This is a genomic window from Exiguobacterium sp. S22-S28 (assembly GCF_043359615.1).
Classification (GTDB): Bacteria; Bacillota; Bacilli; order Exiguobacteriales; family Exiguobacteriaceae; genus Exiguobacterium_A.
On record NZ_JBHFFC010000026.1, the window covers coordinates 27754 to 50861 of the forward strand.

Consider the following 23108-nt stretch of genomic DNA (forward strand, 5'->3'; position numbering starts at 1 on the left):
CCTCCTAATTTGCGGCACGTGCCTGACGTTCCGCTTCATACGTCCGTCGGTACTCCTGGTACGTCGGGATGTTGAATTTTTGTTGATACTGCGCATAGTTGTCGATGTCCTGTGCGATACCGGTCGACGTCCGTCCATTGTCCAAGTAGATACGGACATTTCGACGGCTGACTTGCTGAAAGCCTTTGACGACCGGTGTATAGGTGACGCGGCAATTCGGGTGCTCGATGTCCGGCGCATCACTGATGGACTTCATCGGGTAAACCCGGCCATCACCGGCACGACAGATGGCACATGTCTTTCGGTCGAGTGTCTCGAGACGTTTCATACCTTCGATGCCGTCCGCTCCATGATCCGTAATAAAATCTTGGACGGATTTCTTCTTCGCGGCATTCCCGGCAGCGATAATCTCAGAACGTACCAGACGTTCCGCCTTATAGGCATCGGTCTCGAGCAACTCTTTCAAACGCCGTGTCGTCTTCGCAACCGATTCACCGCGCATCATCGACGCAAGCAATTCCTGCTGCAGTTGTTTGCCTAACCGTGCCGTGTTGTCCCAGATGCGATTCGAGAATCGTTTTCCGGACCAGTCTCGATTGACGAGGGACTGGATGCTTTCTTTATCGAGCAATGGCAAGACGGGGAACCTGCCCTCTCCTTGCATCGTCAACAGATATCCGCTGAAGGCATACTCCTGCATGGTGACGGCATGTAAGATACTGTCTGTCATCGCGACAGTCGTACGGGCTAATTCCTCGATGTGGACATTGGTCTGAGCAAGCAAGGCTTGGATGCGGGCTTGTTGGCTGTTGAGCTTTGCCCAGTCCCACACGAGTTGGTCTTCTCCGGAGACGTCGATGGCCAGTGAGGCAATCTCTCCTTTGAGTTGACGCAAGAGTGCCGCATAGCCACGGAGTAGGACCTTGATTTCCTTGTCCTTGATTTTGATCAATCGTTTTTGCTGATCGATGACCATTTGATCGAGTTGTTCCGCTGTCAGTAACATGGCTTATTCCTCGTCATCGTTCGTCGAGCGGGTTTGAATCTTCTTATCCGCTCCATTGAGGTAGCCATCGATGTCTTCCAAGTCCGCTTGTTTCCGGTCCGCTTGCTGACGATCCAACCGCTCTTTTTCTTCGGCCGCATTTTCGACCAGTGGATTCAGCTGCAGGAGCGTTTCATCCGAGATGAAGTCTTTCAAGCCGGTCAACATCTTGACGTACTCGTTGACGTTGATTGGAAGATTGCGATGAACCGTCCAATAAATCCAGCGCCAGTTGTAGATCGTACTGACATCTTGTGATTCGGCGATACGTTGCCACTCACTGACGGTGTCCTTCTGCTCGATCATCCATTCTTTCGCTTGGATGCCGTAGGTCAGAAGCATGTTCTTGCGACGATAAAACTCATCGAAATGAATCTCTCGGGCATTCGTCGCAATCTCAAGCGGTGCATACATCTGTTGGATGGCGACACCCGATAGATTTCCGCTTGCTGTATCCTTGTAAATCTTCGGGAGTTGGGCGACGTCGAATAACCGGTCCGTCAGCTCCTTCAAGTGAGCGACGACCGGCTTTTCATCAATCGGTGGTGCCAAGTAATCGATGGCTGCACTCGGGTTTTTAGATCCGACTGCCCGAGAAGAACGCATCTTCGACATGTCTTCCGCTTTTGGGATTTCGCCGATGAACTTGAGGAACGGATCGTTGAAAACGTCCATCTTATTCGAGTTATCGCTTAAGGCTCGGTTGATCTCGTCGATGATCGTGATGCTCGGTTCATCAATGGCGGAGACACCCACCGGAATATTCGATGTGGATGGTGTCTGGGCTTCGTCACCGCGGAACCAAGCGATTGGTACCATCGGGAACTGATGATACGCGATCGGGACTTCCTTACGTGTGTCCGTGACCAGTTCGGTACCGTCTCGTTTGAGGTAGTAGATATGCGTGTCGTCATACCATTCGACGTATTCGACCGTCATCGTTTTTCCTTTTTCCACTTCTTCTTTGGTATAGCGGTGAACCGCTCCAATGATGTCCCCGTACTCATTGACGACCGGGAACAAACGATTGAGCGGGTAAGGCCGGTACCGCAGATTGAGTTGCTGATCAAAGTAAAACAGAACACCCGAACCGCCTGCAGTCAAACCGTTCCGGACCGTCGTGAAATCCACATGATGGTCGCTATTCTCTTCTTGGACATCCTCAAGCATTGTCCGGAAGGTTTGTAGCCGGTTGATGTCCGCTCCATATTTATCCGCTGCACTGTCCGGGACTTCCGTACTGACTGCTTTTCCGACCATGTAATCGGTTGGGAGATTGACGATCAGCTTAGCGTAGTTGATGACCAATCGATGGTTCGGGTCATCCGCTCGTTTCGGTTCTCTCAGCAAGACGGAATGTTTCCCATCGTAGTAGGCTTGTTGCTTCACGATCGTTTGCAGGATACTGTCGTGCTGGGCGATGAAAAGGTTCAGCCCTTCCCATTTGTTCTTCATCAGGACTTCTGTCGTACTCGTCATGTCCATGTCACTCCCTCCTTTCTTGAATAATGAGCGTAACCATTCGATGAACGAATGCCACATTAGGTTCACCTCGCTTAAAATGTACGTTCGAAGGCACTGAAGCCTTTCCCGCCGTCCGGCTCGTAAAAGCACAAGGCCAGTGCGTCCGCGCGGTCAGGCGAAGCCAAGCCCCGCTTTTTCATTTTCTCTTTAGGTTCGACCTTGATGACGCCTTTGCTGAGTACCCGATACTTCCGTGTCGTCAGTTGGGAGACAAGCTTATCGTCCTCGAGCAATTCGATGGTCGGTTCCTCACCAAGCATGCGACGTCTGAAGTTTGTCTCGAGTAAATCACGCAGATTGCCCCATAATTGATCACCCAGTTTGTCATAGACATCCGGATCATCCGCTCTCGATCCATTGTTAATGCCATGAACCTCGAACTTCTGCATGTTATGGGTGTCCACCCACTCCTCAAGACCATCCGTGACGCCACCACCGACGCCGGTATCATCGACCTTGAATAACACTTTAGGTGAATGCGGATAGCGGTTGAGTGTGTTGCGAGCAAAACGGATGGCTTCACCTGTCGTTTCGGTCGTTCCTTTTTTGCTATGGGTATGACGCCCGACAACCTTGTTCCCAACGCGGGCATACATAACGGTCTCATCATCCCCGTAGCGGGCGACGTCAATCCCGATGTGGAGATCCGCGTATTTGACGGGTGTCACCGTGACGCCCATCGCTTGATCCGTGAATTCGAGCGGGATGTAGGCATCTGCCTCCGCTTTCGGAAAATCACCCAGGACGCGGACCCGGTACACATCGGAATCCTCGTTGTACTTTTGTTTGAGCATCTCGATTGTGTCCCGGGATGTCCGCGGACTATCGAGTGAACTGACCTTGTGCGTACTCCATAGATGCTTGTCACGATTATGAGAATCAAAAAAGACCCCACTCGTTCGAGTCGGGTTACCACACATCAAGATTTTGTTCTCGTCCCCGGTCAATGTCCCGAGGATCGCTTCCATAATCGGATCAGCAACACCAGATGCCTCATCGACGATGAAGAGCATGTAGTCTTCGTGAAAGCCCTGCATGTTTTCCGGTTTCGTAGCGGTACGAGCGGTCGCGAACCACCGTTCTTCACTCCCGATCATGTAGATTTTCGTCTTCGTCCACTTCAGTAGCCGTTTCAATAGTTCGGATTTCTCCATCCACTTGGCAATCTCTGCCCAAAGGACGGTGAACAACTGATCCTTCGTCGGAGCGGTCGCGATGACTTTCGGATTTGGTCGGCACGTCAGGTACCAGAGCGTCACGACGGCTTCAAGCCCCGTCTTCCCGACACCCTGCCCGGAGCGGACGCTGACCTTGTTCTTCTTCGATAGATCGTCAAGCACGCTACGCTGCCATTCGTCCGGATAGAATCCGAGGATGTCTTCCGCGAATGCCGCGGGATCGTCCCAATAGACGTCGATTACACTGGCGAGTACGTTATACGGCTTCGTCTGCTTCATGGCGTTTCCACCTGTTGCTTGCGACGTCGTTCGGCAGCGGCAAGGACGCCGTCTTTCCAGTCGATCGTCGTCTCGTCATCTGTATCCGTATTCTTCAGCTGTTCGACTTCGAGTTTCAACTTCTCTAGCTTCAGGACGCGTTCCTCGTCCCCCTTGGTCAACTTCTCATAGGAGCGGATCATCGCATCTAGTCGTCCCATCGCCGTAGCAAGGGAAGACATGAACGTCGCTTGTTTCTCGTAGGCGAAGCGGATTTCCCACTCGTCCTTCGATTCCCCGCTCGCACTCAATTCTTTCGACATGTCGTCGGTGTCGCTGACATACATGATATTCAAAGAATTGATGATGTTCGCATGCATCAGCTGGATTTGGTCCCAGAGTAAATCAGCGGGATTCCGTTCCTGCGTGCCGTGCATGATTTCGAGGATGGATTCCGGTATGTACTGACGGAACAGACCATGGAGCAGCGCGTTCTTATTCCCTTCCGGAGCACCGCCCCAGTTACCAGCGGCGTTCTTGTTCCCCTTTGGTGCGCCACTCTTGCGTCGTTTAGGAGCGCTCTCTTTCAGTTTAGGAGCGCTCCCTTTGCCGTCCGTTTCTTCATCATCCCAGCGGTCCGTCGATTTCCACTTGCGAATCGCGCTCGGGGAGACATCCATCTCCTTCGCCAGGTCGACCAATTTATATGTCGGATCCTGTTTGATGGCGATGCGCCACTTCTCGCGAGCCTCATCCCGCCGGGGGTCTCTTGGTCTCGCCACGCTCCCACCGCCTTCCTAATTACTGGATTGTGTTGTTTTTCAGGACGACCGACGACCTCTCTTATGCCGCTCTTTCATCATTCGATGCGTCTGACGCTTCGTTCCTGATGCGATAAGGCGATTCACATGCCAAGACGTATCCCGCTCGTAGCGTGCCGTATAGCAGTGCTGAGGGACATCCGCTCCTAGATCAGTACGTATCATCTTTCGGAGATTGTCTCCAACTCTTCGCAGAATTTCTTTCACCATGTTCCATGCACGTTCGACGAAACTTATCACTACTGTTTTAAGCGCTTCTCGAATCGCTTCTACATTCGTCTCTGTCATGGTCTCCCTCCTCTCTTATGCTCTCCAACGAACCGACTAGGTCGATGCCCGTCCGCTCGTTGCAAGGCACAAAAAAAGCAACCCGAAGGATGCTTGGTGATTAATTTTCTTGTGCTAATTCATCGATTGCTCCAGTAATCTTTTTGCCTAAATCACTTAAATCGTTGCCAAATGCAGCAATATAGGAAAGTCGCGTTAAAAGTTCTGTTAAGGTTCTCTTTTTCCCTTCTTGCGATGGTTCCGTATCAATCATCTGTTGAACAGTAAAACGAATGAGCGCATCCCTTTGTTCAATTGCGTTATCACTACCTTCGAGTAATTTTAATAGAATTTGATTTTGTTCCCTCAGAATTGCGATATGTTCGTCGTGCCTTCTTAAACTTTCGGCTTCTTTATAACTGGAATGTTCTAGCATTTCATTCATTGATGCTTCACCCTGCAAGCTCATTGTCTCCATAAATAATTCATTCTCTTTTGTCAGATTGTAGTCTAATTCTTTTCTTAAATTGTAGATTCCCAACTCTTCGAAAATTGAGACAGGGATTATCGACTCACCTTTTTTACTTTCAATCGAATTATCCTTAGTCATTCTTACACCCCCATACATAGTATTAAAACTATTATAAAGGTATCTAAAACGCATGTCTCGTTTATCTAAATTCCACTTATCCTGCAAACAACGTACGACTACTCCGCCCTCACGCTTCATGGCTTACTTCACGTTTTTTCTGGCTGCGTCATACGTTGTTGGCAAGAAGCGAATCACTTCATGCGCTTGGTTTCCTGTTTCCAGAGATACTTCAACCAGTCACTTTGAGGAATCTTCGTGACGGGACCTGTCCGTCGATCTTTACGACGCGGACTCACTTTCCAGTGCATCACGTATGGTTTGTCTTTCATGCAATCACTCCTTATATGTACAAACATCCGGATGAGACCGATCATTGCAAGCATCTGGGGGAATGACATGGAATCGACCGATAGGCTGACTAAGGGAGGTCAAATTCACTCATCCGGATATTTCTGCATACAAAAAGCGCCCTGTCCGTTACAAGGCGCTTGGTATGTGAGTAATGCTTATGTCCTGTAGAACAATGCAACCGTCGTCGCACCCGCTTCGTCTACATGGAAAGAATATCACGTATTTGACAAGTTTTTGTATCAAGATTGTATCAAAAGAGTATTAAAAATGTATCATGTTTTTCAGTTGTAAGACTCTGTTTTTGGACTCGGCAGACGCTTGAACAGCTCGACCAGTGCGTGGAATGTCATCTGTGCATCACCTAGTGCATGATGCCGCTGTGTCTGCTCGATATCGAGTGAGACGAGTACGGCATCCAATCCGAGGTTATCCGTTTTGAGGTGCCCTGTCAGATTCAGGAACGCCGTGATGCTCATCAAGTCGATGTAACGGTGACTCACGAGTGACCGGTAACGTTTCGAATGTCCAGTTCGTTCGACCGCTGCTTCGAGGAATTGTTTGTCGAAAATCGTGTTCTGACCGAAGAAGACGACCCGCTCATTCGGTAACCGGAGATGGTCCAAGAAGTTGAGCATGTCTTCAATGGCTTCAGCTGCAGGTAACGCTGTTTCATCATGTTCGTTCAAATCGATGCCATTGATTTCGAGTGCGCGATCCGTCACTTGGTACTTTTCATGCTTCAGCCACCATTCATGGCCGGCGATGATTTCCATGTTCCGTGTCACGATCATGGCGACCGTCAGCAATGAATGGTTTTCTGGATCCAGTCCGCCTGTCTCCGTATCGATGACAACGATTGTTTCGTTCCTCATATTTTGCCTCCTAGTTGTTTGGTTAATTTCACTTATGTTTTTCAGAACAACCAAAGTATCGCTTTTGCCGTCAATGCCATTACTACCGCTGCGCCACATCATAGAATGATATAGGCGAATATCTCACCCGCTCGTTTGTTGTTCACTCTTCTTCCTCCTCCGTCATGAACTCTTGTGTGATGATGGCATCAGCCATCTTCAGTAGCGCGAAGACTTCAGCATATTTCAAATCATTCGTGATGACGTGAACCTGTTCGCCTCTGGTCTCGGCGATGATGACCACCCGTTCGGTTTCGCCGGCGTGATCCTTTATGAAATTTGCTAGTGTTTGATGCATCTTGCTTCGAGTGATTTTCCGTTCTCTTGCCACGATTCGACCGCCTCCGCTCCTCATCCAATATTCGTCGCTCGAGGATGTGCGCCAGTCCCAAAATCACAACTGGCATCCCGACACCAATCACGAGTCCAATCCATACTGCAGTAACAATCATTCCGAACATGCAATTCCCTCCGTAGAAATTAAACTTTTATCGATTTAACAATTCTGGATTTTCGTAGATGTTACCGATGACTTCAATTGGATTTAAAGAACCCATACTCCATAATTCGCTGACTGCATCTTTTAAAAAGAAACCGGATGATTCTTCGACAAACAAAACTTGAAATGTTCCGTCGTAGCCGAATTGACTTTTTATTACAATATCTCCTTCGTAAATCTCAACGTCGTTTTTATCTTTGATTCCGGTGTATTGCATTGGATAGGCGATATATCCCATTACCGAATCCCAAATATCACCTTCATCATCTTGCAATGTAATGTCTTCTCCACCAATACTGATAACCTTTGCCATTTCTTCTTTTTCACTATCCCACGCCCGAAACTTAATTTCTCTCACGTCTCTCTTCCTCCTAAAATCAAACTTTTATTGGTTAAAACGATTTCTATACTTTTCTTCTTCAATTCCAAGTTCTTTGATTGTTTTTGGTTTAGGACATTCTTCTAGTGGTTTAGGAAAACCGTCCCTCTTTAATTCATTTCGAATTTCAAAACCTAATTCGCATTTGTACTGATTGTCGTAAGAGTGTCCATCCAATGCCCTACAACCGCCACAAGTTTTCTTCACTTCATCATCTCCCTATAAAATTTACTGTTTAGTCGCTGGATAACTCTCAACATTCAGCAAGACGCCACCCAGATCCTCAGCAAGCTTTTCGCACTCCGCTTTATTGGCCGCCCAGGTGACGCATGTCTCTTTGGCGCCACCTTTTTCGTAGTAAATCCGAACCCACATCAGTAATTCGTCAGGATACGCTCGAGATTCGTTTCTGTCTTGGCATCGAACGCTTCGATGATTTCCTGTTCCGTCACGTTGAGATGTTCTGCAATGAGTAACAGTGCACCGAATGACCGGCGGATCGTCGCGGCATCGACGGCCGAAAAACAGAGCCGCTTCATTTCATCGTTTTTTCGAACGTGGTGCGTATAGGCGCGATGGATCATGGCGTGATAGCCGATCGGTCCACCACTCACGAGATCGATAGCGGCGATACCGGCGAGGAACTTCAGAGCATCGACCAGTTCTTCAACGAATTGTTTCCGCTGCGGTTCCTTGACGGTCCACCATTTCCACGCCCCTTTCAGTTCATTGATGCATTCCGCTGCTTCGACGCGGTAAGCAGTCGTCCGTTCCCAAATAGGAACACCAGTCAGCTTGTATTGTTCGAGTACGTGTTGATCGAATTGGGCTTGCTTCTCGCAAAGCAGGAGCCATGTTCCGACTTGTAAAATGATGCTTGTTCCTCCTCTACTAATTTCTTTCGTTCGGCAGGTGTTTTGAGTTTGTGTTCCTTGAACCAGTTATGAACGGTCGTCGCACTGCATCCTTTCAGGCGTCCGATTGCCGCGAGGGACATGCCACGTTTTTCGACCAGTTGATCCAGTTCCTCACGGGGCGGGCTGAGTACGCGCGGCGGGATGACCGGTGGTTCCGGTTTCTTCGGTCGCCACTCTTCAGCGGATGGGCGTTCCCGGTCTTCTGGCGGTTGCGGAGCGACCGTCTCGTCTCCATAGCCTGGACACGGTACCCATTCGTTGTTGATGCGATAGGCCATGCCGTAAGGATGATGAAAATAGCGTTTCGGTTCTTCCGGTGGACAAGGTGTCTTGCGATTGACAAGTTCGATGCATGAGTTGTGCGACATTTTATTGATCAGCTGCGTGTGACCCATCGTTCGTTTCCTCCTGTGACTGGTTAGTGGTGTAATCTTCTGTTTGGTAGGACGGATAATGAATCGCTTCGTGTGTCGAGCGGTTGTTTTTCGCGTTCGGTGGTTGCTGTTGGAACGTACGCTTGATGTCGTGCCGTTTCACTTCCGTCTCTTGCCGCAGCCGGGTAAACGTTTCTTCGAATGCCCGGTCATTCTTTTGATCTTGCTTTGATTTCCGCTGCATTTTTTGACCTTTCAATCCTTTTAAGAAAAGGAGTAGCAGTAAGGAAAATAAAAGTACTAAGCTGATGATTGTGAGCCATTGTGATAAATACATATTGAAATCCTACTTTCTAAGCGTTGAGTTAAAACGGCCAGGACGGTGCCTGGCCTGTTCGATTGTGTTGTCTTACGCGATGATCGTGAGTTTTTCTGTTTCGTTAAATTCGGAAAGTGCTTCCATCAGGTAGTCTTCGATGTTCCGGATGGCTTCATTCTTCCAAGCGCCGCCGTCCGCTTCGAACAAGGCGACACGTGGACCGTTTTGCATCCGGAGGACGAACTTGCTTTCTGGTTGATCGACCTCGACGAACGTCCGGTACGGTGCGAGTGTGACCGGGTTTACGACCTTGACGTCAGCGACAGTAGCGACGCCCGTCTTCATCGTGACCGCTTGCGAGATACCGTCATCCCCAGCCGTCCGGACATTGTCTTCTTTGATGTTGCCGACGATTTTCAGAATCAACGCTTGATCCGGATTCGGGACGAACACGGACTGGAGCTTGATGTTGACATCTTCTGCGTCGTAGTACGAGTCGAAGCGGAACGATGGGATGTAGGCTTGCGCCTCGATGTAATGGTTGCGGTTTTGGTCCCCGTTGAGCTTGCTCATGACCGTGACCGTCTCCGGATCCTTGATGTGGACGAGCAGCGGCTCGTTCGTGTCAAACTCACTCTTGATGTACTCGACGAGTGCTGTGAGTGTGTGGACTTTCAAGGCGCTTGCGATTGGCGCTTTGATGGCATGGAGGTCACGGTCTGAAACCGTGCGACCGTGTACCTCTGCTGTTTGGAATTGACCGTGATCCTTGATCCAACTGAATGCGTCTTTGAGTAATGACATGAATGAACCCTCTTTTCGAATTAGTTTTTAGTTTTTGAATGAATCGACAACGGATTTGAATAGTGCGTCTTTCGTGCGTTGGAACTTCGGCAACTCCTCGTAACGTTTCATGCATGGATGCGTCTTGAGTTCGGCATCCTTTTCTTTTCCGTAGACCCAACCTTCTTTGAGTTTTTGCTTCAACCAGTTCTCGTGCGACATCTCTGGTGTGACGTCGTTTTCCAAGTGATACTCAACACCGAGAATCGCACTCGTTTGTTGCCATTCCGGCGCATCTTCCCACGTTGGTTGCGAAAAATCATTCACACTTTCGCAATATGCCTTGTTGACGTTATGACACGTCTTGGCGATGAGTTCGATTGTTAACTTATCCATCTTTCATTCCTCCAGTCGTTTTTTTGTAAGTTTTAAGCTTTCGCGGAACGGTTGCTGCGGAAATCGATGAGTTTATCGTCGTTCAGTACCGGTTCGTCGACGATTGGGACACCGACGTCGTTCGCGATGTCGCCGCTCTCCGTGATCATCATCTGACCCGGCGAATTCGACTTGAGTTCTTGACCGACAGCGTTCCCATCGAAGTCGACGTCGATGATGATTTTCGAACCGATGGCACGTGCTGGCGTCAGCGTCGTCTTGACGCTGATGTCGACCATCGCAAGGTCACGCTGTTCGTCCGCTGATAAGGTCATCGAGATCGTCACCTTCCGCTTCTTCGTCGGATCCGTGTTGAGATCTGCGATGTTGGCATAGACTTCCTTCAAGGCATTGTTGACACGTTCGGCAAATGCGCCGTCCGCGAATTCGTTAAGGTTGATTTTAGGTTGTGGCATGTGATTCCCTCCGATTAGTTGATTGTGATAGGACGATGTCGTGGATCAGGAGCCGACCGATCGGCGTCCACTTCATCGTGATCGTGCAGTCCATGCTGCCATTGCGGTGCATGAACGGGTATTCGTTGAACGTTACGAGTCCGCGTTTGTGATGCGCCGTGCAGAGCTCCCAGTTTCCGTTCACCTTGCGCTGGATGCCCGCCGCTTCGAGCAGTTGATTCAGACGTCTTGCTGACATCCGGTAGCCTTTAGCGACTTGTGTCGTCGTCATCGAGCGTTTGTCGGATAAGATGCGTTCGAGTTCCGGATCCATACAGTCACCCTCTCCCTTTGAGTTCTAACTGCAGCTGAGCTCCGACATCCGTCCGGCGACGGAGCCAATTTGCTTTGCATGTAGGACCGATACCATCACGCTGACTGGCTTTCGTCTTCAAGCGTCTTCCGCAAATTGGGCAGTAGCCGGTCCGGTCTTTCGGAATGTCCGGATGCATCTCAAGCCACCGGACTTTTCAATGTCTCGACGAATTTCATCAAGTCTTTGATCGTGTACCGCTCCGTCAGGAAACGCGGACCCGGCATGGCTTCGAGTCGTTTCTGCCACTCAATCATCACGCTGTCGATGACGTCCTGACCGTCCGTTTCCTCGTTGATGTCATCACGACGTGCGTCAAGCTTGCTGAGCATGTCGATGAGGATTACCCGCTGGCCAGAACTGCCGCGTGCGCCGAGCAAATGATACTCGTCCTCTACTTGCCGATAAATTTTCTTGAACATGTTTTGTCCGTCCATGTGTTTCGCCCCATTTCATGATTAGTAGTGTTGTGCCGTGATACTCAGATAGTCGAGTAAGACACCGTCCTTCGAGACGACCTCGCTCGTCTGTTCCTCGAACCAACTCAGCGGGATTGACTTGCGTTCTCGTTGATTCGCCCAGTCCAGTGCGTCTCCGCTTGAGAGATAGAACGTCTTGCCGATTTTTTCGAAGTGGATCAACAGGAAGGACATACCTCCGAAGTCCTCGATACGCCGGAGTTCATCGAATTGATGTGTCTCGATGTTGACGAGCGGAAAAGATGTCGTACTCTTCGTTGATTTCGCATCGAACGACAGGTACCGTCCCTCATACATGCCGGCGAAGTCCAGACCGCCCGATTTCTCGAACCAATACTTCCGGACCTTGCCTTCCTTGTCGAGTAGAAACTTCGCTTCCGGATGGGTCTTGCGGACATGTGCGATTTTCTTAAGTCTGTAATGTCGGTTCGACATTTCGAGCATCGTCTCGAAGCGTTTGCCGCGGTTGGCGTGATGTCGCATCCTGTCCCTCCTTCCGGAATGGATTTGGTGTACGTTCTGCAAGAAATAGCGCGACGCTTCGTGGTCGGGCTTGTGTGACCCGCTCATAGCGGTATCGTTTGTAGTCGATGATCATGTCAGTCCTCCCAAACGCCGAAGCGATCAGCGACGATACCGAGTAGTTTGTCTTTCGCTTCGTAGTAGGTGTTGCGATTGCCGTAGCGCATCATCTCGATGACGACGTTGTCGGTGTATTTAAATTTTGGTCGGTACCGGAGATTCCAGATCTCATTCAAATCCGGGTCAGTCTCGTCCAGTTCTTCACGGATCCGGAGCAAGAGGCGTTGTTCCGCTTCCGCTTGCCGGAGTTGTTCGAGCAACATGACCGCTTTTTCAACGCTGCTCGATGGTCGACTGTTCCGTTGCACCTCACTCGGTTGGTAACCGGCCGTGACCGAGGGAGCTGATCGAGCCTTGAGCGATTCGATGCGGGCAGGTAACGTATACAGGCTTTTCAGTTTGTTCTCCACGAGAACGCGTTGTGCTTTCGTCAGCTTATGTGCGATAAATTCCATCCTGTGCCGTCTTCCCTTTCATGTTAGAGTCGGAGCGGTCGCCATCCGTCCTTGATCAGTCGTTGCGTCTCGTGTTGTGTTGCATCTGGGATGTACAGCACTATGTACTGTTTCTCTTCGTAACGATTGAACAGGCGGGGCTGCGTTCCGCGGTATTTTATTCGTCGAGTCGGTCGGGCCATCGCCGTGTCACCTCATGTCTATCGAGTGCGCGACCTTCGAGCGTCCACTCTTTTCGTTCCCTCGACAGCATGACGGCGATACCGATCGGTCGGAGTCCGTTTTCGACTTTGACCAATCGCCCGTCCACCAAGGTGTGCCGACGAATCTGATTCGAGATGAGCAAGATTTCTTCTCGGTCCTGCCACTCGTGTTTCTTCCGGAAGACGAGAGTGTTCATCCATCCTCACCTCCTTCACGTTCATCTTGATCAAGCCAGCGGATGTCTCCGGCGGCGATTCCTTTCATGGCGTCGAAGGTGTTCATGCCCTTTCAGTCCCCTTTCGTCCAAACAGTTGTTGAAGTGCTGGATCGACATGCGTTTGCCGTACAGTTGCTTCGCCGCTTCGTAGGTCACGGTGTAGATGACACATCCGCCCTCACGAGACGCGCAGGTGGCGATGCCGAGTCGACACATCCACTCCCAGTCCGCATTTTCTTGCATCGACCGGTAGTAATTGCGCCACGGCTTCCGGCGTTTGTTCAACCCGAGGGCATATCGTAGCTTCCGGACTTGTTCCGTGTTCAGACCAGCGATGATATACGGAACACTCAGCCCCTTTCCGTCGCTTCGAGCGATTGCAGGAGAGCTGCGACTTCCGCGTCGTCCGGTACGTTCGATGTGAGGGTTACCTTTTGTTCTGCTTCGTAGGCTTGTTGTTTTTCCTTCTCCTTCGCAAGCCAGTCCGGCGCTTTCATGCCGGACGAACCCTGGCGCCGATTACCACCACGTGTGCGCTGTCGTTCCCGGAACTCGTTCGTTTGGTGATGCGCTTGCTCGACGGTCTTGATGCCGGCTTGTGCCCACGTCTTTAGGATTCCTGTGACATAGCTGTACTTCCGGACGTTTGAGAGTGTTGCGGTTTCGATGGCGAATTGCACCAGTTCGATGCCGTAACTCTCGACGTCATCCAAAATCTTTTCGATCGTAAAGGGTGGAGCGAGTGGTTCAATGTTTGCTTTGTAAAAGGCGATGAGTTTCGTCAGTGGATCCTGTTCCGCGCCCGCGTCTACTACTACTTCTTTTAGTAACTTTGGTTCTTTAGTACCTTCAATACTTAGTAGTGTTCGATTTTCCACTATTGGTTTTTCCACTTTTGGAAAATCGGATTCTGGTGGAACCACTTTCCGGTTTTCGGATTCTGGTGGATTCGGTTTCGGCTGTTCCGGTGGATCGACAGAATTCGGTTCGTCCTCCGATTCACTTGGTTCCTCTTTCGGTTTGACGTCGAACACCGGACGTTCATGGACGACAAACTCCCATTCCTTGAACTTGCCCTTCTCTCGAACAGCGACCCGCTTGATGTACCCGGCGTCCGTTAGTTCCTTGATGGCTGATCGTGTGCTTGCTCTTCCGTCACTCGATCGATTGACAAGATCCGATTCTTGCACCTTCCAGTCGTCCGGCAACCCCATCAGGTAACTGTGCAGCCCCTTTGCCTTCCAACTTAGTTCTCTGTTGTTTAATGTCGTCTTATCGATGACGACGTAGTTGTCTTCTTTCTTGATGCGTATGATGGACATGCAATTCACCCCAATGCTTTCTGTGACACATTACGTGTTCGTTCATTTGCTTCCGTGATACGAGTGGCTGCTGCATGAATCGCATGCATCACACTCCATGCTGGCGTTCCCTCAGGTATCGCATCCGGAAAGAGTTCGTCCAGTTGTTCGACGAAGTAGCGGATCGTTTCCGCTTCCTCCTTGATGACTTCATGCGGATCTTCCGCACGTTTTCGATTCACTTGTATGATGTTCATGGTTTTCCTCCTGTCCGGAGCGTGATACACTTAAGGTCCTAGTCAAAAGTGGTCATCGCTCTCATGAGTGGTGGCTTTTTTCTTTATCTGCCTGTTCTCGTTCCAATTCGCGTTCTTCCCGACCTTCAAGGATGAAGAGTGGTACGACGATGAAAAGCGAGACGATCCAGACCGTCCCCAGCATGACGAATGCTTCCGGTGACATGTGCTCACCCCCTTCCCTTGCGAATCTCCCGCTCATCCCACCACCAACCGCCGAAAGCGATGGCACAAGCGGTCAAAGCGAAACCATAGATGACATATGCGTTCATTTCAGCTTGACTGGAGGATCCATTCGGAGCAGATGCATATCGAACGTGTCTTCCATAAGATGCAGAACGTGTTTTTTGTTGATGGCGTCAATCACGATAATCGGATCATTTTTGACCATCTGCTTGAAATGAACCAAGGCATCTTGCTCCGATTCTTCGACCATCTCCCGGGTCACATCAACGAGGATGTTTGAGACGACGTCCTCGACGTTGATCAAGGGTTGAAGTGTTGGGTTTTCATGGAACCGATCCACGAGCGTGTTGGCTAAGACATCAAGATTTTTATAGAGTGGCATGTGATTCATCCTTTCGTGTGTGGTTTTATTTCCAGACTTCGCCCCGACCCCAGGCATCGAGGTCGACCGTGTTGTACAGTTTCAACTTCGAGTTGCGCGGCGTGTGATACGGTATGCCGTCGCGGATCGTGTATTTATCCAGTGTCACGGCATCAATGCCAAGGTATGAAGCAGCTACCGGCCGTTGCAACCACCGGGCTTGCTGATCGGACAACTTTTGGACGGCACGATTCGCACTTTCCTCGAGCAATTGTTCGAGTTGTATTTTAGAGAGTGTAACGATTTCAATCGGGTTCATGACGAACCTCCTTTCAAACGAGCGCCGGACGCCAGTGTGTGACATACGAGAGTGCTTCATCGAATTGGTTCTGTCGGATGTCCCGGTAGGATGCGACAGCGAAGGCACGCTTGATGTCGCTGCCAAAACGTCCGTACAACTTCCCTTTCGTGTCGTATAAATCGGACGGCTGCGCATCGAACTCTTGCCACAACTGCTCTGCCCGCTTCTTCTTGGCTCGTTCGATGGCCAACTGTTGTCCATAATCGAGTGTCATGCGTAAATCAACCTTTTCCGTGAGTTCCGTGATCGCCGCTTCTGTTTTTCCTTGGCTCTCAAGTAGCTGAGCCGTCGCAGTGAACAATTCGGCAAATGGGATACCTTTTGGCACTTCGTACGATCCGGTACTACGAATCGATGGAAGCACGTCTTCCATCACCCAGTTTTCAAAATCTTCCGCTGCAGGTAACTTAGAATTGATAACTAAGCGATAGACATCAGATTCTCGAAGGACACGTATTTCTCGGATTCGACCAAGCGAGTCGGTGATACCCCGTTTCAGGGCAACACCCTTGCAGTGACGATTGACTGCATTATTTGGTTTTTGATAACCAAGAACCATCGCTACATCAGTTGCCACGAAAAGTGGTGTTCCATTTTCCTCGATCAATCTGATTTCCTTACCTTCAAACACTTTTGTAAGTTGATTCACTATTTTCACTCCTGTTTTTTTATTGGTAGATCAAATTAATTCAGTAAATCTTCAAATGAGAAAAGTTAAACAGTGAAATTTAACAACTATTAATTTATAATTCAATTAATAATTGATTTTAATTCCAAAAAAAATCACACTTCATCTTTGAACAATTTTTCTACGGTTGTTTGAAGAGCATTAGCTAATAAAATAGCTTGTTTGACATTTACCCCCTGTTTACCACGTTCAATTTGACTCAGAGTGCTGAAAGAAATACCTGCTTTATTGGCAATGAATTTTTGACTGTGCCCCAGTTCTTCTCTGCGAAGAATCAACGTAAGCCTTGGCGTGTTTCTCAAGCGTTTCACCTCCTTCTCATATTTCTTACCCTTACAATAAATCAATATTTTATTGATGTCAACGATATTTATCAATTATCTGATTATTATTTTCGATTATTAGACGATTGAATCAATTTTAGATAGAATAAAGGGTGCAACCAGCACTTCTCGCCTTTACTCTATATTAAGGAGAGATAGGTAATGGATATGACTTATGGGGATGAGGTAAATCAAATGAACATTATTGGTGAGCGAATTGCGAAGCTAGAACAAATGAGTGGAATGACTGGGAAAGCAATCTCAGAAAAAATAGGTGTTTCACAGCAAAGGTACAGCGCTTGGAAAAAAGGTAAGAATGAGCCAAGCTCAGAATATCTCGAGAAAATTGTTGATCTACATGAATCTACTCTAGATTATGTTTACGGAAGAACTGATAACCCAAAAATGAGTTTACAAGAATATAAAACTCATGAAATGGCAAAATTGAATATCTTGAAATTTCACGGCCTTACACAGGAAGATATTGAATCTATTTCAAAAAAAGATTTCGATATGCTCATGGCAATGATCAAGACGATGAAAGAGCAAAAAGAAAAAGGCGCTTCCGAATAAGGAAGCGCCTTTGCTTATTTTAAGTTTCTATTTATTTTACTTTTAAGTAAATCTTTTGCTGTGAAACTGAATGCCGCTAAAGTTCCATCATCTAACTTCAGACTAACCGCTATTTTTCCTTTTTCTCGCATAATTGATTCAAGGGAACGCATTTCTGACTTTTGACGATGAACTGCCACTTCACCCATTAAATTACCTTCTTTCACTAGTTCGAAAAAAAATACGAACATTCATTCTTATCCTTTCTATATATTAAGACTATTTTCCAAACCTTACAAGACCTATTTGAAAAATAATACCACCCTGGTAAATATTTTCTCTCGACATAATTGTCGAAAATTGTCATGCGAATACAATCCTCCCCATCCATTACTCTCCTATTTTCGTAATAAACAACCCTACATCCCACCCTAGAATTGATAAACTAATGACGATAACTAAAACTATAGGATGGTGAAAAAATGAAGGATGCATCAGAAATATTCAGGGATCGATTCGAAGAAGAAATGAAAAAGAGCGGCTTGAACAAGGCGAGCATCGCTGAAACGATCGGCGTGAGCAAATCGACGATATCCAGATACTATGATGGGTCGATTGGTCCTCATGCTACATCCATCGCCAAACTATCTTTATTGTTCGGTTGCAGTTCAGACTATCTACTCGGACTATCAGAAGAGCGGAATCCGCAAGATCGTGCGACAACACATCTGAAAGGAATCCACGATGCAACAGCGACGTTGACGGAGAAATCTTTCCGTGGTGATCGACTAAGAGAACTACGTGCGCAGCGTGGATGGCAGCAGGATGAGACCGCTTCGAAGTTTGGCATGACACCCGCGACACTATCTCGATTCGAGAACGGGAAACGTCAACCCGATCCGTCGACGCTTGTTTTACTAGCGGACGCGTTCGATGTCAGCGCAGACTTTCTGCTGGGAAGAGTTGAGCGTCCTGAAGCTACTCCGAGCAGATACGATGGACATGCGTCTAAGACGAACGATCGAATCCACCTTTCTGAGCAAGGACACACCACTCTCGTTCATGAGAAGAGATTCCAAAACGAACGGCTGAGAAAATGGCGACTAAAGAAAGGGATGCAGCAAGACGAATTGGCAATGCGAGTGAAGACGAATACCAGTACGCTGTCACGGATCGAGAACGGGAAGAAACAACCTGATCCGGAGATGATTATCCTGATCGCGGAACTGTTCAATGTATCAACCGACTATTTGCTAGGGCTGACCGACGACCCTAGTGCGTCTCCTGGTGATCGCACGAACGCGATGAGTGAGAAACAGAAACGGATCAGCGACGTATTTTCTCAAGAAGTATTAGACGGACTCTCGCCAGAGCGCCTCAGCAACATCACGACGTACGTCAGCGAGCAATATACGTTGTCCCAGCTGGATGGTAAAAAGTGAAGTCAAAGACTCCCAAAGAAAATTGGATTATGTTTTCCAAAATAAAATCAATATGCATACTTTATGGTAAAATATGTAACGATAAAGCACATATATATCAAGGGAGGTCTTTTTATGAAAAGAATGATCATTGGTACTTCGTTAACGGCAGCACTTCTCTTAGCTGGATGCGGCGAGGAATCCGCTGTCACGACGAAGGAAGACAAAACAACTGTCAAAGCAGACGACAAAACTAAGACAGCAGCAAAAGAAGCGCCTAAAGAAAAAGAAGAGAGCGCTGATGGAAATAAAGTCGAAAAGAGTGAACTCGGTGAAAAACGTTCACATTTCACCAATAAGAATTTGAATGTGAGCACCAAACTCGGACCGATCAATTTTAAAATCAATAAAGTTCAAACGTCCGTCTTCAAACCGGTAGCAGACTATAAAGAGATGTTCGACAACAAAGATGAAGTAACATTGATTGCTTTTGAGGTAGAAGCAGAAAACACAAGTGATGCCACAATCAATTTTCACCCAAATCAGGCAAAATTAACGACTAATACAGGTGAGCAAATCGATGCTTCTATGGTACTTTCAGAAGATGTAGGTGGAGAATTCATCGGTAAGGTGAAAAAGAAAGGAAACGTTATCTTCTTAGCTGAATCAGCTCCTGACAAAATTACCGCTGTCAAATTTATTGCAGATGGTCCGAACGACGAAAATTTCGAATCGTTAGCTGATCGATACACTGTTGACGTCAAAACAAAATAAAAACAAATGATATCACAGACTAGACTGGTGCAGTCACTTTTAACATGTAATCGTGATAGTAGTAATAGAAATCGGATCAATAAAAAAGACGTTGCAGTTTTGGCAACGTCTTTTTTATGCACATTCAAATTTTCCCGTTTTGAAGAGCGTCGAACCAAGGACTTTGAGTAATTGTATTCTTAAGAGGTTCCGATTTTTCGTTCAAACGCTGATTAAATCGTTTTTGTGCTGATTCACGAAAATCATTGAATTGCTTATCGACTGTTTCACTGTATTGGTCAAAGTCTTTCTTTTCCTTTTCGTAACGTTTTATCAAATTCATTCCCTCCGTTATCTACTGTAATTAATATGCATTCATTTGATTATGTCCTAATGAAATAATTATATCACTTTACTGTTTTTTTCTCCCTTATTTTGTTAGGTTTGTATATAATGGTAAAAGAAGTAGTTAATCGTTGTTATGAATTACAAAGCGCTGAAAGCCTATAGAAACGGGTATCATTAAAGCACCCTCTCCGGTGCTTTTTTGCACGATTCAAAACGAACGTACGTTCTAATACAGAAATGAACTGGGGGCCATAACGATGGCAAATATCAAGAAGAATGAAAAAACAGGACTGTGGTGGGTCCGCTTGTCATTAGGGACGGATGAATGCGGCAAGCGAATCCAAGCCTACTATTCCAACAAACGGAAACAAGAGGTCGAGTTTTGGATTGCGGAACAAGTCGCCGCCCGCAAGGACGGTTCGATCCGCAAGGTCATCCAGATTCGGACGATGGAACAACTCTTTGCAGTTTGGCTTGAGGATCATGTCCGGCTGACAAAGGCAACCACGACCTATCATTCCTACCAATCGATTCTCAATCGCGTACCCAAATGGTTCCTGCAGCTGCACGTCGATCGCGTCGAACCGACCCACGCCCAGCGCCTGTTGGCCGACTGGCATCGGGATGGACTAAAAGCCTCAACCATCAATTCACGACGAGCCATTTTCGTCGGTATGTTCAGTTGGGCGATCCGGATGAATAATTACAAGGGCACGAACCCCTTCTCTGCCGTCTCGAAGCTGAACGAAGGATTGAAGGAGATGGAGACCTATTCCGTCGAAGAACTGGCCACGTATCTCCGGACGGCACAGGACGTCATGACGACTGGCAACTATGCAGCGATCATGCTGATCAGCTATGCTGGTCTGCGCGCCCGAGAAGCGACGGCACTCCGCTGGTCCGATGTCGACTTGGAACGGATGGTCATCATGATCAAACGGACGGCGATCGAGGTCAAGGGTGGCTACTCCTTCTCGAACACAAAAGGAAAAAAGGTCCGCGTCGTGACGATTTCGGAGCACGTCGCAGAAGAGTTACGGCGGATTCGTATCGAACAGCGGTATGACAGCTTACGAATGGGATGGCGGAACGAAGAGGACTTGATCTGTTTAGGTGTGTCCGGTGCTTATCTTTGGCATTCCGGTCTCCGGCGACGCCACATCGAGACCATCAAAGCCGCTTCGCTCCCGAAAATCACCCTGCACGGCTTACGGCACACGCATGCTTCACTCTTGATGGAAATGGGCGTCCATGCCAAGGTCATCCAGGAACGACTCGGTCATGCTGATGCGACGTTGACGATGGATACGTACGCTCACGTATTGCACACTTTGCAATCCGATACAGCAACGCAATTCGAACAGCTTTTGAAACGCAAAAAAACCGCTCAACAGAGCGGTTCGTAAGAAAAATTCTGATTTTCACACCAAGTGTGCAATGGATGTGCAATGGGATTTTCTAAAAGGCTAGAAATGGCTTAAGAATGCGGTCTTTTCCGACGTAAACCATAATATTGATAAAACTGAACTTCGATATTCCCGTTGTAAAGCTTACGGCGTTTCGTCGCCGGACGACCGAAGGCTTTTTCGAACTCGACGTATGACGTGATCATGTAGACACTGTAGTACGGGAATTCACGGAACGCATTACCGATCTTCCGGTACAGCTGATGGACTTCACGGGCGTCCTCGAGACGTTCCCCGTACGGCGGGTTCCCGATAATGACACCAAAGTCTTCCTTCGGCTTGAAATCGGCTGCGTCGCGTTGCATGACGTTGATTGCATCCCGGACGTCAGCGAGCTCGGCATTTTGTTTTGCAAGCTTGACCATCTCCGGATCCGTATCATTAGCATAGATTTTGAGTGGTTTGTCCCACTCGGCTTTGTCATTTGCTTCCTTGATTGCATCAAACCAGGCTTTTTTCGGAATACAGGCCCATTCTTGTGAGGCGAATTCCCGGTTGATACCAGGTGCGATATTCCGTCCAATCATCGCGGCTTCGATGGCCAGTGTTCCGGAACCCGTAAAGACGTCGTACAGCGGCATATCCGGCTTCCAGTTCGTCAGCATCAGCATTGCTGCGGCCATCGTCTCTTTCAGTGGTGCCGCCGAGTGGAACTCCCGGTAGCCGCGTTTATGGAGCGCATCGCCTGACGTGTCGATCGTCAGCGTCGCGATGTCTTTTAAGAGCGCGACTTCAATTGGGAAGCTGGCACCGGTTTTCGGTAACCACTCGTCACCCATGTTGTACGCTTCCTGCATGTGCGAGACGATCGCTTTTTCGGTGATCTTCTGACAGTCACGGATCGAGAACAACTTCGATTTGACCGAGCGGCCGTTGACGACATAGTTCGCTTCCCACGGCAACAGTTCGCTCCACGGGAGGTCTTTGACCTGATCAAATAATTTTTCGAATGATGTCGCTTTAAATTCTGCGACGACGAGTTTGACACGGTCCGCCGTCCGTAACCAGAGATTGAGACGGGGAATGTCCTCGAGCTCACAATCGATGTAGACTTTTCCGTCCTCGACCGTACATTCGTATCCTAAATCGCGGACTTCCTTGGCGACGAGGGCTTCGATTCCCATTGCCGCCGTCGCGATGACTAAACGTTTTGCCATGATTGTTCACGCTCCTACCTGTTTTTAAGATTTCCAAAATCATTTCAATAAAAAAAGAGCCCAGTTGGACCTGGACTCTCGTTCAAAGTAAAAATAACAGCCTATGTGGTCCTGTAAGCCATGTTCTGTTCCCTAGTGTTGCAAACGGTTTGACCCTCACACGCGGGCGACAATCATCTATCTCCGTATTTACATACGCTCTCCTTCGCGTTCAGTTCCGCTCCGGAAATTCCCCTACCAAATTTGGGTTTCTCGCTCGTGGGGTTTACCTCGTTCCACCCTTACTGTTTCCAGTAAGGCTCCGTCACTGTGGCACTTTCAAGAAGTTTCGGCCCTATCCGAAGACTTAGGCGTTCCTTCTGCCGTCAGCACGACGCTGCCTACACTTATCTTTTCGTGTAGCACGATCACTACAACCATCGCAGGTTGTGCGAGCATGGACTTTCCTCAAAGCACCGGAGTGCCCCGCAATTGTCCGAACCAACATAGTCACTGCTTAACAGTGTAGCGCACGTCGCCGATTCTAGCAAGAGGTAA

At 48.4% G+C, this 23108-nt stretch carries 40 protein-coding genes and 1 other RNA gene; 5 read left to right on the top strand and 36 right to left on the bottom strand.

Features of this window, described 5'->3' with window-relative positions:
• Positions 1 to 4: 4 nt before the first annotated feature.
• The 25 genes from ACHA8N_RS06700 to ACHA8N_RS06820 form a co-directional block, all read right to left on the bottom strand.
• Positions 5 to 1006 (bottom strand): minor capsid protein, encoded by a 1002-nt coding sequence (locus ACHA8N_RS06700; RefSeq protein ID WP_393965194.1) that lies wholly within the window; start codon positions 1004 to 1006, stop codon positions 5 to 7.
• 3 nt (positions 1007 to 1009) lie between these two features.
• Positions 1010 to 2530 carry a phage portal protein gene (locus tag ACHA8N_RS06705; protein ID WP_393965195.1) on the bottom strand — a complete coding sequence of 507 codons (1521 nt, stop codon included), beginning with the start codon at positions 2528 to 2530 and terminating at the stop codon, positions 1010 to 1012.
• 71 nt (positions 2531 to 2601) lie between these two features.
• Positions 2602 to 4026 carry a DEAD/DEAH box helicase family protein gene (locus ACHA8N_RS06710; protein ID WP_393965196.1) on the bottom strand — a complete coding sequence of 475 codons (1425 nt, stop codon included), beginning with the start codon at positions 4024 to 4026 and terminating at the stop codon, positions 2602 to 2604.
• Positions 4023 to 4787: a phage terminase small subunit gene (terS, locus tag ACHA8N_RS06715; protein ID WP_393965197.1), complete on the bottom strand. Its 765-nt coding sequence runs from the start codon at positions 4785 to 4787 to the stop codon at positions 4023 to 4025. Before terS ends, ACHA8N_RS06710 begins: the two co-directional genes overlap by 4 nt.
• A gap of 427 nt (positions 4788 to 5214) precedes the next feature.
• Positions 5215 to 5703 carry a hypothetical protein gene (locus ACHA8N_RS06720; RefSeq protein ID WP_393965198.1) on the bottom strand — a complete coding sequence of 163 codons (489 nt, stop codon included), beginning with the start codon at positions 5701 to 5703 and terminating at the stop codon, positions 5215 to 5217.
• Positions 5704 to 5876: 173 nt separating this feature from the next.
• A complete protein-coding gene (locus ACHA8N_RS06725; RefSeq protein ID WP_393965199.1) occupies positions 5877 to 6014 on the bottom strand; it encodes a hypothetical protein in 138 nt (45 codons plus the stop codon).
• A gap of 303 nt (positions 6015 to 6317) precedes the next feature.
• The gene (locus ACHA8N_RS06730; protein WP_393965200.1) at positions 6318 to 6908 is read right to left on the bottom strand and encodes a 3'-5' exonuclease; all 591 of its coding nucleotides are present in this window, start codon (positions 6906 to 6908) and stop codon (positions 6318 to 6320) included.
• A 142-nt stretch (positions 6909 to 7050) separates the two neighbouring features.
• Positions 7051 to 7245 carry a hypothetical protein gene (locus ACHA8N_RS06735; protein ID WP_393965201.1) on the bottom strand — a complete coding sequence of 65 codons (195 nt, stop codon included), beginning with the start codon at positions 7243 to 7245 and terminating at the stop codon, positions 7051 to 7053.
• Between the two features lie 190 nt (positions 7246 to 7435).
• On the bottom strand, positions 7436 to 7804 hold the full coding sequence (locus ACHA8N_RS06740) for a YopX family protein (protein ID WP_393965202.1): 369 nt from the start codon (positions 7802 to 7804) through the stop codon (positions 7436 to 7438).
• Between the two features lie 27 nt (positions 7805 to 7831).
• The gene (locus tag ACHA8N_RS06745) at positions 7832 to 8032 is read right to left on the bottom strand and encodes a hypothetical protein (protein WP_393965203.1); all 201 of its coding nucleotides are present in this window, start codon (positions 8030 to 8032) and stop codon (positions 7832 to 7834) included.
• A gap of 21 nt (positions 8033 to 8053) precedes the next feature.
• Complete coding sequence (locus ACHA8N_RS06750) at positions 8054 to 8200, bottom strand: hypothetical protein (protein WP_393965204.1); 147 nt, start codon at positions 8198 to 8200, stop codon at positions 8054 to 8056.
• The gene (locus tag ACHA8N_RS06755) at positions 8200 to 8721 is read right to left on the bottom strand and encodes a dUTP diphosphatase (protein ID WP_393965554.1); all 522 of its coding nucleotides are present in this window, start codon (positions 8719 to 8721) and stop codon (positions 8200 to 8202) included. The genes ACHA8N_RS06750 and ACHA8N_RS06755 overlap by 1 nt, the downstream gene beginning before the upstream one ends.
• Entirely contained in the window at positions 8616 to 9137 is a 522-nt protein-coding gene (locus tag ACHA8N_RS06760; protein WP_393965205.1) for a hypothetical protein, read from the bottom strand. Before ACHA8N_RS06760 ends, ACHA8N_RS06755 begins: the two co-directional genes overlap by 106 nt.
• A complete protein-coding gene (locus ACHA8N_RS06765; protein ID WP_393965206.1) occupies positions 9112 to 9360 on the bottom strand; it encodes a hypothetical protein in 249 nt (82 codons plus the stop codon). Before ACHA8N_RS06765 ends, ACHA8N_RS06760 begins: the two co-directional genes overlap by 26 nt.
• A 165-nt stretch (positions 9361 to 9525) precedes the next feature.
• On the bottom strand, positions 9526 to 10239 hold the full coding sequence (locus ACHA8N_RS06770; RefSeq protein WP_393965207.1) for a hypothetical protein: 714 nt from the start codon (positions 10237 to 10239) through the stop codon (positions 9526 to 9528).
• Positions 10240 to 10266: 27 nt separating this feature from the next.
• Positions 10267 to 10614, bottom strand: a complete 348-nt coding sequence (locus tag ACHA8N_RS06775; protein ID WP_393965208.1) for a RyR domain-containing protein — start codon at positions 10612 to 10614, stop codon at positions 10267 to 10269.
• 32 nt (positions 10615 to 10646) lie between these two features.
• Positions 10647 to 11069, bottom strand: a complete 423-nt coding sequence (locus ACHA8N_RS06780) for a replication terminator protein (protein WP_393965209.1) — start codon at positions 11067 to 11069, stop codon at positions 10647 to 10649.
• Positions 11056 to 11382: a phage antirepressor KilAC domain-containing protein gene (locus tag ACHA8N_RS06785; RefSeq protein ID WP_393965210.1), complete on the bottom strand. Its 327-nt coding sequence runs from the start codon at positions 11380 to 11382 to the stop codon at positions 11056 to 11058. The genes ACHA8N_RS06780 and ACHA8N_RS06785 overlap by 14 nt, the downstream gene beginning before the upstream one ends.
• 4 nt (positions 11383 to 11386) lie before the next feature.
• Positions 11387 to 11560: a DUF6011 domain-containing protein gene (locus ACHA8N_RS06790; RefSeq protein ID WP_393965211.1), complete on the bottom strand. Its 174-nt coding sequence runs from the start codon at positions 11558 to 11560 to the stop codon at positions 11387 to 11389.
• Between the two features lies 1 nt (position 11561).
• Complete coding sequence (locus ACHA8N_RS06795; protein ID WP_393965212.1) at positions 11562 to 11843, bottom strand: hypothetical protein; 282 nt, start codon at positions 11841 to 11843, stop codon at positions 11562 to 11564.
• A 36-nt stretch (positions 11844 to 11879) separates the two neighbouring features.
• The gene (locus ACHA8N_RS06800; protein ID WP_393965213.1) at positions 11880 to 12383 is read right to left on the bottom strand and encodes a Holliday junction resolvase RecU; all 504 of its coding nucleotides are present in this window, start codon (positions 12381 to 12383) and stop codon (positions 11880 to 11882) included.
• A complete protein-coding gene (locus ACHA8N_RS06805) occupies positions 12310 to 12498 on the bottom strand; it encodes a hypothetical protein (RefSeq protein ID WP_393965214.1) in 189 nt (62 codons plus the stop codon). The genes ACHA8N_RS06800 and ACHA8N_RS06805 overlap by 74 nt, the downstream gene beginning before the upstream one ends.
• Position 12499: 1 nt before the next feature.
• The gene (locus ACHA8N_RS06810; protein ID WP_393965215.1) at positions 12500 to 12937 is read right to left on the bottom strand and encodes a hypothetical protein; all 438 of its coding nucleotides are present in this window, start codon (positions 12935 to 12937) and stop codon (positions 12500 to 12502) included.
• A 23-nt stretch (positions 12938 to 12960) separates the two neighbouring features.
• A complete protein-coding gene (locus tag ACHA8N_RS06815) occupies positions 12961 to 13119 on the bottom strand; it encodes a hypothetical protein (protein WP_393965216.1) in 159 nt (52 codons plus the stop codon).
• Complete coding sequence (locus tag ACHA8N_RS06820; protein WP_393965217.1) at positions 13095 to 13337, bottom strand: hypothetical protein; 243 nt, start codon at positions 13335 to 13337, stop codon at positions 13095 to 13097. Before ACHA8N_RS06820 ends, ACHA8N_RS06815 begins: the two co-directional genes overlap by 25 nt.
• An 84-nt stretch (positions 13338 to 13421) precedes the next feature.
• On the opposite strand from ACHA8N_RS06820, the gene ACHA8N_RS06825 reads away from it, so the two are divergent.
• Positions 13422 to 13661 (top strand): hypothetical protein, encoded by a 240-nt coding sequence (locus tag ACHA8N_RS06825; RefSeq protein WP_393965218.1) that lies wholly within the window; start codon positions 13422 to 13424, stop codon positions 13659 to 13661.
• A gap of 47 nt (positions 13662 to 13708) precedes the next feature.
• Here ACHA8N_RS06825 and ACHA8N_RS06830 read toward each other — a convergent pair whose 3' ends face one another.
• The 7 genes from ACHA8N_RS06830 to ACHA8N_RS06860 all read right to left on the bottom strand — a co-directional run bounded on the left by ACHA8N_RS06830 (position 13709) and on the right by ACHA8N_RS06860 (position 16853).
• Positions 13709 to 14680: a DnaD domain protein gene (locus tag ACHA8N_RS06830; protein WP_393965219.1), complete on the bottom strand. Its 972-nt coding sequence runs from the start codon at positions 14678 to 14680 to the stop codon at positions 13709 to 13711.
• A gap of 5 nt (positions 14681 to 14685) precedes the next feature.
• Entirely contained in the window at positions 14686 to 14916 is a 231-nt protein-coding gene (locus tag ACHA8N_RS06835) for a hypothetical protein (RefSeq protein WP_393965220.1), read from the bottom strand.
• Positions 14917 to 14977: 61 nt separating this feature from the next.
• Positions 14978 to 15121 (bottom strand): hypothetical protein, encoded by a 144-nt coding sequence (locus tag ACHA8N_RS06840; protein ID WP_393965221.1) that lies wholly within the window; start codon positions 15119 to 15121, stop codon positions 14978 to 14980.
• Between the two features lie 102 nt (positions 15122 to 15223).
• Positions 15224 to 15523, bottom strand: coding sequence for a hypothetical protein (locus tag ACHA8N_RS06845; protein WP_393965222.1), 300 nt, complete (start codon positions 15521 to 15523; stop codon positions 15224 to 15226).
• Between the two features lie 25 nt (positions 15524 to 15548).
• A complete protein-coding gene (locus ACHA8N_RS06850) occupies positions 15549 to 15821 on the bottom strand; it encodes a hypothetical protein (RefSeq protein WP_393965223.1) in 273 nt (90 codons plus the stop codon).
• A 13-nt stretch (positions 15822 to 15834) separates the two neighbouring features.
• Positions 15835 to 16512, bottom strand: a complete 678-nt coding sequence (locus tag ACHA8N_RS06855; RefSeq protein ID WP_393965224.1) for a BRO family protein — start codon at positions 16510 to 16512, stop codon at positions 15835 to 15837.
• A gap of 134 nt (positions 16513 to 16646) precedes the next feature.
• Complete coding sequence (locus ACHA8N_RS06860; RefSeq protein WP_393965225.1) at positions 16647 to 16853, bottom strand: helix-turn-helix transcriptional regulator; 207 nt, start codon at positions 16851 to 16853, stop codon at positions 16647 to 16649.
• A gap of 183 nt (positions 16854 to 17036) precedes the next feature.
• Between ACHA8N_RS06860 and ACHA8N_RS06865 the strand changes: the two genes are divergently transcribed.
• Positions 17037 to 17447: a helix-turn-helix domain-containing protein gene (locus ACHA8N_RS06865; RefSeq protein ID WP_393965226.1), complete on the top strand. Its 411-nt coding sequence runs from the start codon at positions 17037 to 17039 to the stop codon at positions 17445 to 17447.
• Positions 17448 to 17461: 14 nt separating this feature from the next.
• On the opposite strand, the gene ACHA8N_RS06870 is transcribed toward ACHA8N_RS06865, so the two are convergent.
• Positions 17462 to 17653, bottom strand: coding sequence for a hypothetical protein (locus ACHA8N_RS06870; RefSeq protein ID WP_393965227.1), 192 nt, complete (start codon positions 17651 to 17653; stop codon positions 17462 to 17464).
• A 255-nt stretch (positions 17654 to 17908) separates the two neighbouring features.
• Here ACHA8N_RS06870 and ACHA8N_RS06875 point away from each other — a divergent pair, with 255 nt between their 5' ends.
• Positions 17909 to 18868, top strand: coding sequence for a helix-turn-helix domain-containing protein (locus tag ACHA8N_RS06875; RefSeq protein WP_393965228.1), 960 nt, complete (start codon positions 17909 to 17911; stop codon positions 18866 to 18868).
• A gap of 114 nt (positions 18869 to 18982) precedes the next feature.
• A complete protein-coding gene (locus ACHA8N_RS06880) occupies positions 18983 to 19621 on the top strand; it encodes a hypothetical protein (RefSeq protein WP_393965229.1) in 639 nt (212 codons plus the stop codon).
• Positions 19622 to 19745: 124 nt separating this feature from the next.
• On the opposite strand, the gene ACHA8N_RS06885 is transcribed toward ACHA8N_RS06880, so the two are convergent.
• Positions 19746 to 19937 (bottom strand): hypothetical protein, encoded by a 192-nt coding sequence (locus ACHA8N_RS06885; protein WP_393965230.1) that lies wholly within the window; start codon positions 19935 to 19937, stop codon positions 19746 to 19748.
• Positions 19938 to 20205: 268 nt separating this feature from the next.
• Here ACHA8N_RS06885 and ACHA8N_RS06890 point away from each other — a divergent pair, with 268 nt between their 5' ends.
• The gene (locus ACHA8N_RS06890) at positions 20206 to 21354 is read left to right on the top strand and encodes a tyrosine-type recombinase/integrase (RefSeq protein WP_393965231.1); all 1149 of its coding nucleotides are present in this window, start codon (positions 20206 to 20208) and stop codon (positions 21352 to 21354) included.
• Positions 21355 to 21425: 71 nt separating this feature from the next.
• On the opposite strand, the gene ACHA8N_RS06895 is transcribed toward ACHA8N_RS06890, so the two are convergent.
• Entirely contained in the window at positions 21426 to 22571 is a 1146-nt protein-coding gene (locus ACHA8N_RS06895) for a THUMP domain-containing class I SAM-dependent RNA methyltransferase (protein WP_393965232.1), read from the bottom strand.
• Between the two features lie 109 nt (positions 22572 to 22680).
• Positions 22681 to 23054: RNase P RNA component class B (gene rnpB / locus ACHA8N_RS06900), an RNA gene on the bottom strand.
• Positions 23055 to 23108 lie beyond the last annotated feature (54 nt).

Bases quoted from the DNA above. Each gene is read 5' to 3' on its own strand.
- ACHA8N_RS06805 (WP_393965214.1), bottom strand. From the start codon at position 12,498: ATGATCATCGACTACAAACGATACCGCTATGAGCGGGTCACACAAGCC.
- ACHA8N_RS06825 (WP_393965218.1), top strand. From the start codon at position 13,422: ATGCCCTTTCAGTCCCCTTTCGTCCAAACAGTTGTTGAAGTGCTGGAT.
- ACHA8N_RS06830 (WP_393965219.1), bottom strand. From the start codon at position 14,680: ATGTCCATCATACGCATCAAGAAAGAAGACAACTACGTCGTCATCGAT.
- ACHA8N_RS06765 (WP_393965206.1), bottom strand. From the start codon at position 9,360: ATGCAGCGGAAATCAAAGCAAGATCAAAAGAATGACCGGGCATTCGAA.
- ACHA8N_RS06800 (WP_393965213.1), bottom strand. From the start codon at position 12,383: ATGCGACATCACGCCAACCGCGGCAAACGCTTCGAGACGATGCTCGAA.
- ACHA8N_RS06785 (WP_393965210.1), bottom strand. From the start codon at position 11,382: ATGGATCCGGAACTCGAACGCATCTTATCCGACAAACGCTCGATGACG.
- ACHA8N_RS06760 (WP_393965205.1), bottom strand. From the start codon at position 9,137: ATGGGTCACACGCAGCTGATCAATAAAATGTCGCACAACTCATGCATC.
- ACHA8N_RS06810 (WP_393965215.1), bottom strand. From the start codon at position 12,937: ATGGAATTTATCGCACATAAGCTGACGAAAGCACAACGCGTTCTCGTG.
- ACHA8N_RS06750 (WP_393965204.1), bottom strand. From the start codon at position 8,200: ATGTGGGTTCGGATTTACTACGAAAAAGGTGGCGCCAAAGAGACATGC.
- ACHA8N_RS06700 (WP_393965194.1), bottom strand. From the start codon at position 1,006: ATGTTACTGACAGCGGAACAACTCGATCAAATGGTCATCGATCAGCAA.
- ACHA8N_RS06850 (WP_393965223.1), bottom strand. From the start codon at position 15,821: ATGAACCCGATTGAAATCGTTACACTCTCTAAAATACAACTCGAACAA.
- ACHA8N_RS06770 (WP_393965207.1), bottom strand. From the start codon at position 10,239: ATGTCATTACTCAAAGACGCATTCAGTTGGATCAAGGATCACGGTCAA.
- ACHA8N_RS06890 (WP_393965231.1), top strand. From the start codon at position 20,206: ATGGCAAATATCAAGAAGAATGAAAAAACAGGACTGTGGTGGGTCCGC.
- ACHA8N_RS06820 (WP_393965217.1), bottom strand. From the start codon at position 13,337: ATGAACACTCTCGTCTTCCGGAAGAAACACGAGTGGCAGGACCGAGAA.
- ACHA8N_RS06720 (WP_393965198.1), bottom strand. From the start codon at position 5,703: ATGACTAAGGATAATTCGATTGAAAGTAAAAAAGGTGAGTCGATAATC.
- ACHA8N_RS06840 (WP_393965221.1), bottom strand. From the start codon at position 15,121: ATGTCACCGGAAGCATTCGTCATGCTGGGGACGGTCTGGATCGTCTCG.
- ACHA8N_RS06790 (WP_393965211.1), bottom strand. From the start codon at position 11,560: ATGCATCCGGACATTCCGAAAGACCGGACCGGCTACTGCCCAATTTGC.
- ACHA8N_RS06865 (WP_393965226.1), top strand. From the start codon at position 17,037: ATGGATATGACTTATGGGGATGAGGTAAATCAAATGAACATTATTGGT.
- ACHA8N_RS06775 (WP_393965208.1), bottom strand. From the start codon at position 10,614: ATGGATAAGTTAACAATCGAACTCATCGCCAAGACGTGTCATAACGTC.
- ACHA8N_RS06875 (WP_393965228.1), top strand. From the start codon at position 17,909: ATGAAGGATGCATCAGAAATATTCAGGGATCGATTCGAAGAAGAAATG.
- ACHA8N_RS06735 (WP_393965201.1), bottom strand. From the start codon at position 7,245: ATGCATCAAACACTAGCAAATTTCATAAAGGATCACGCCGGCGAAACC.
- ACHA8N_RS06780 (WP_393965209.1), bottom strand. From the start codon at position 11,069: ATGCCACAACCTAAAATCAACCTTAACGAATTCGCGGACGGCGCATTT.
- ACHA8N_RS06725 (WP_393965199.1), bottom strand. From the start codon at position 6,014: ATGAAAGACAAACCATACGTGATGCACTGGAAAGTGAGTCCGCGTCGT.
- ACHA8N_RS06795 (WP_393965212.1), bottom strand. From the start codon at position 11,843: ATGTTCAAGAAAATTTATCGGCAAGTAGAGGACGAGTATCATTTGCTC.
- ACHA8N_RS06705 (WP_393965195.1), bottom strand. From the start codon at position 2,530: ATGGACATGACGAGTACGACAGAAGTCCTGATGAAGAACAAATGGGAA.
- ACHA8N_RS06835 (WP_393965220.1), bottom strand. From the start codon at position 14,916: ATGAACATCATACAAGTGAATCGAAAACGTGCGGAAGATCCGCATGAA.
- ACHA8N_RS06815 (WP_393965216.1), bottom strand. From the start codon at position 13,119: ATGGCCCGACCGACTCGACGAATAAAATACCGCGGAACGCAGCCCCGC.
- ACHA8N_RS06895 (WP_393965232.1), bottom strand. From the start codon at position 22,571: ATGGCAAAACGTTTAGTCATCGCGACGGCGGCAATGGGAATCGAAGCC.
- ACHA8N_RS06880 (WP_393965229.1), top strand. From the start codon at position 18,983: ATGAAAAGAATGATCATTGGTACTTCGTTAACGGCAGCACTTCTCTTA.
- ACHA8N_RS06730 (WP_393965200.1), bottom strand. From the start codon at position 6,908: ATGAGGAACGAAACAATCGTTGTCATCGATACGGAGACAGGCGGACTG.
- ACHA8N_RS06710 (WP_393965196.1), bottom strand. From the start codon at position 4,026: ATGAAGCAGACGAAGCCGTATAACGTACTCGCCAGTGTAATCGACGTC.
- ACHA8N_RS06845 (WP_393965222.1), bottom strand. From the start codon at position 15,523: ATGCCACTCTATAAAAATCTTGATGTCTTAGCCAACACGCTCGTGGAT.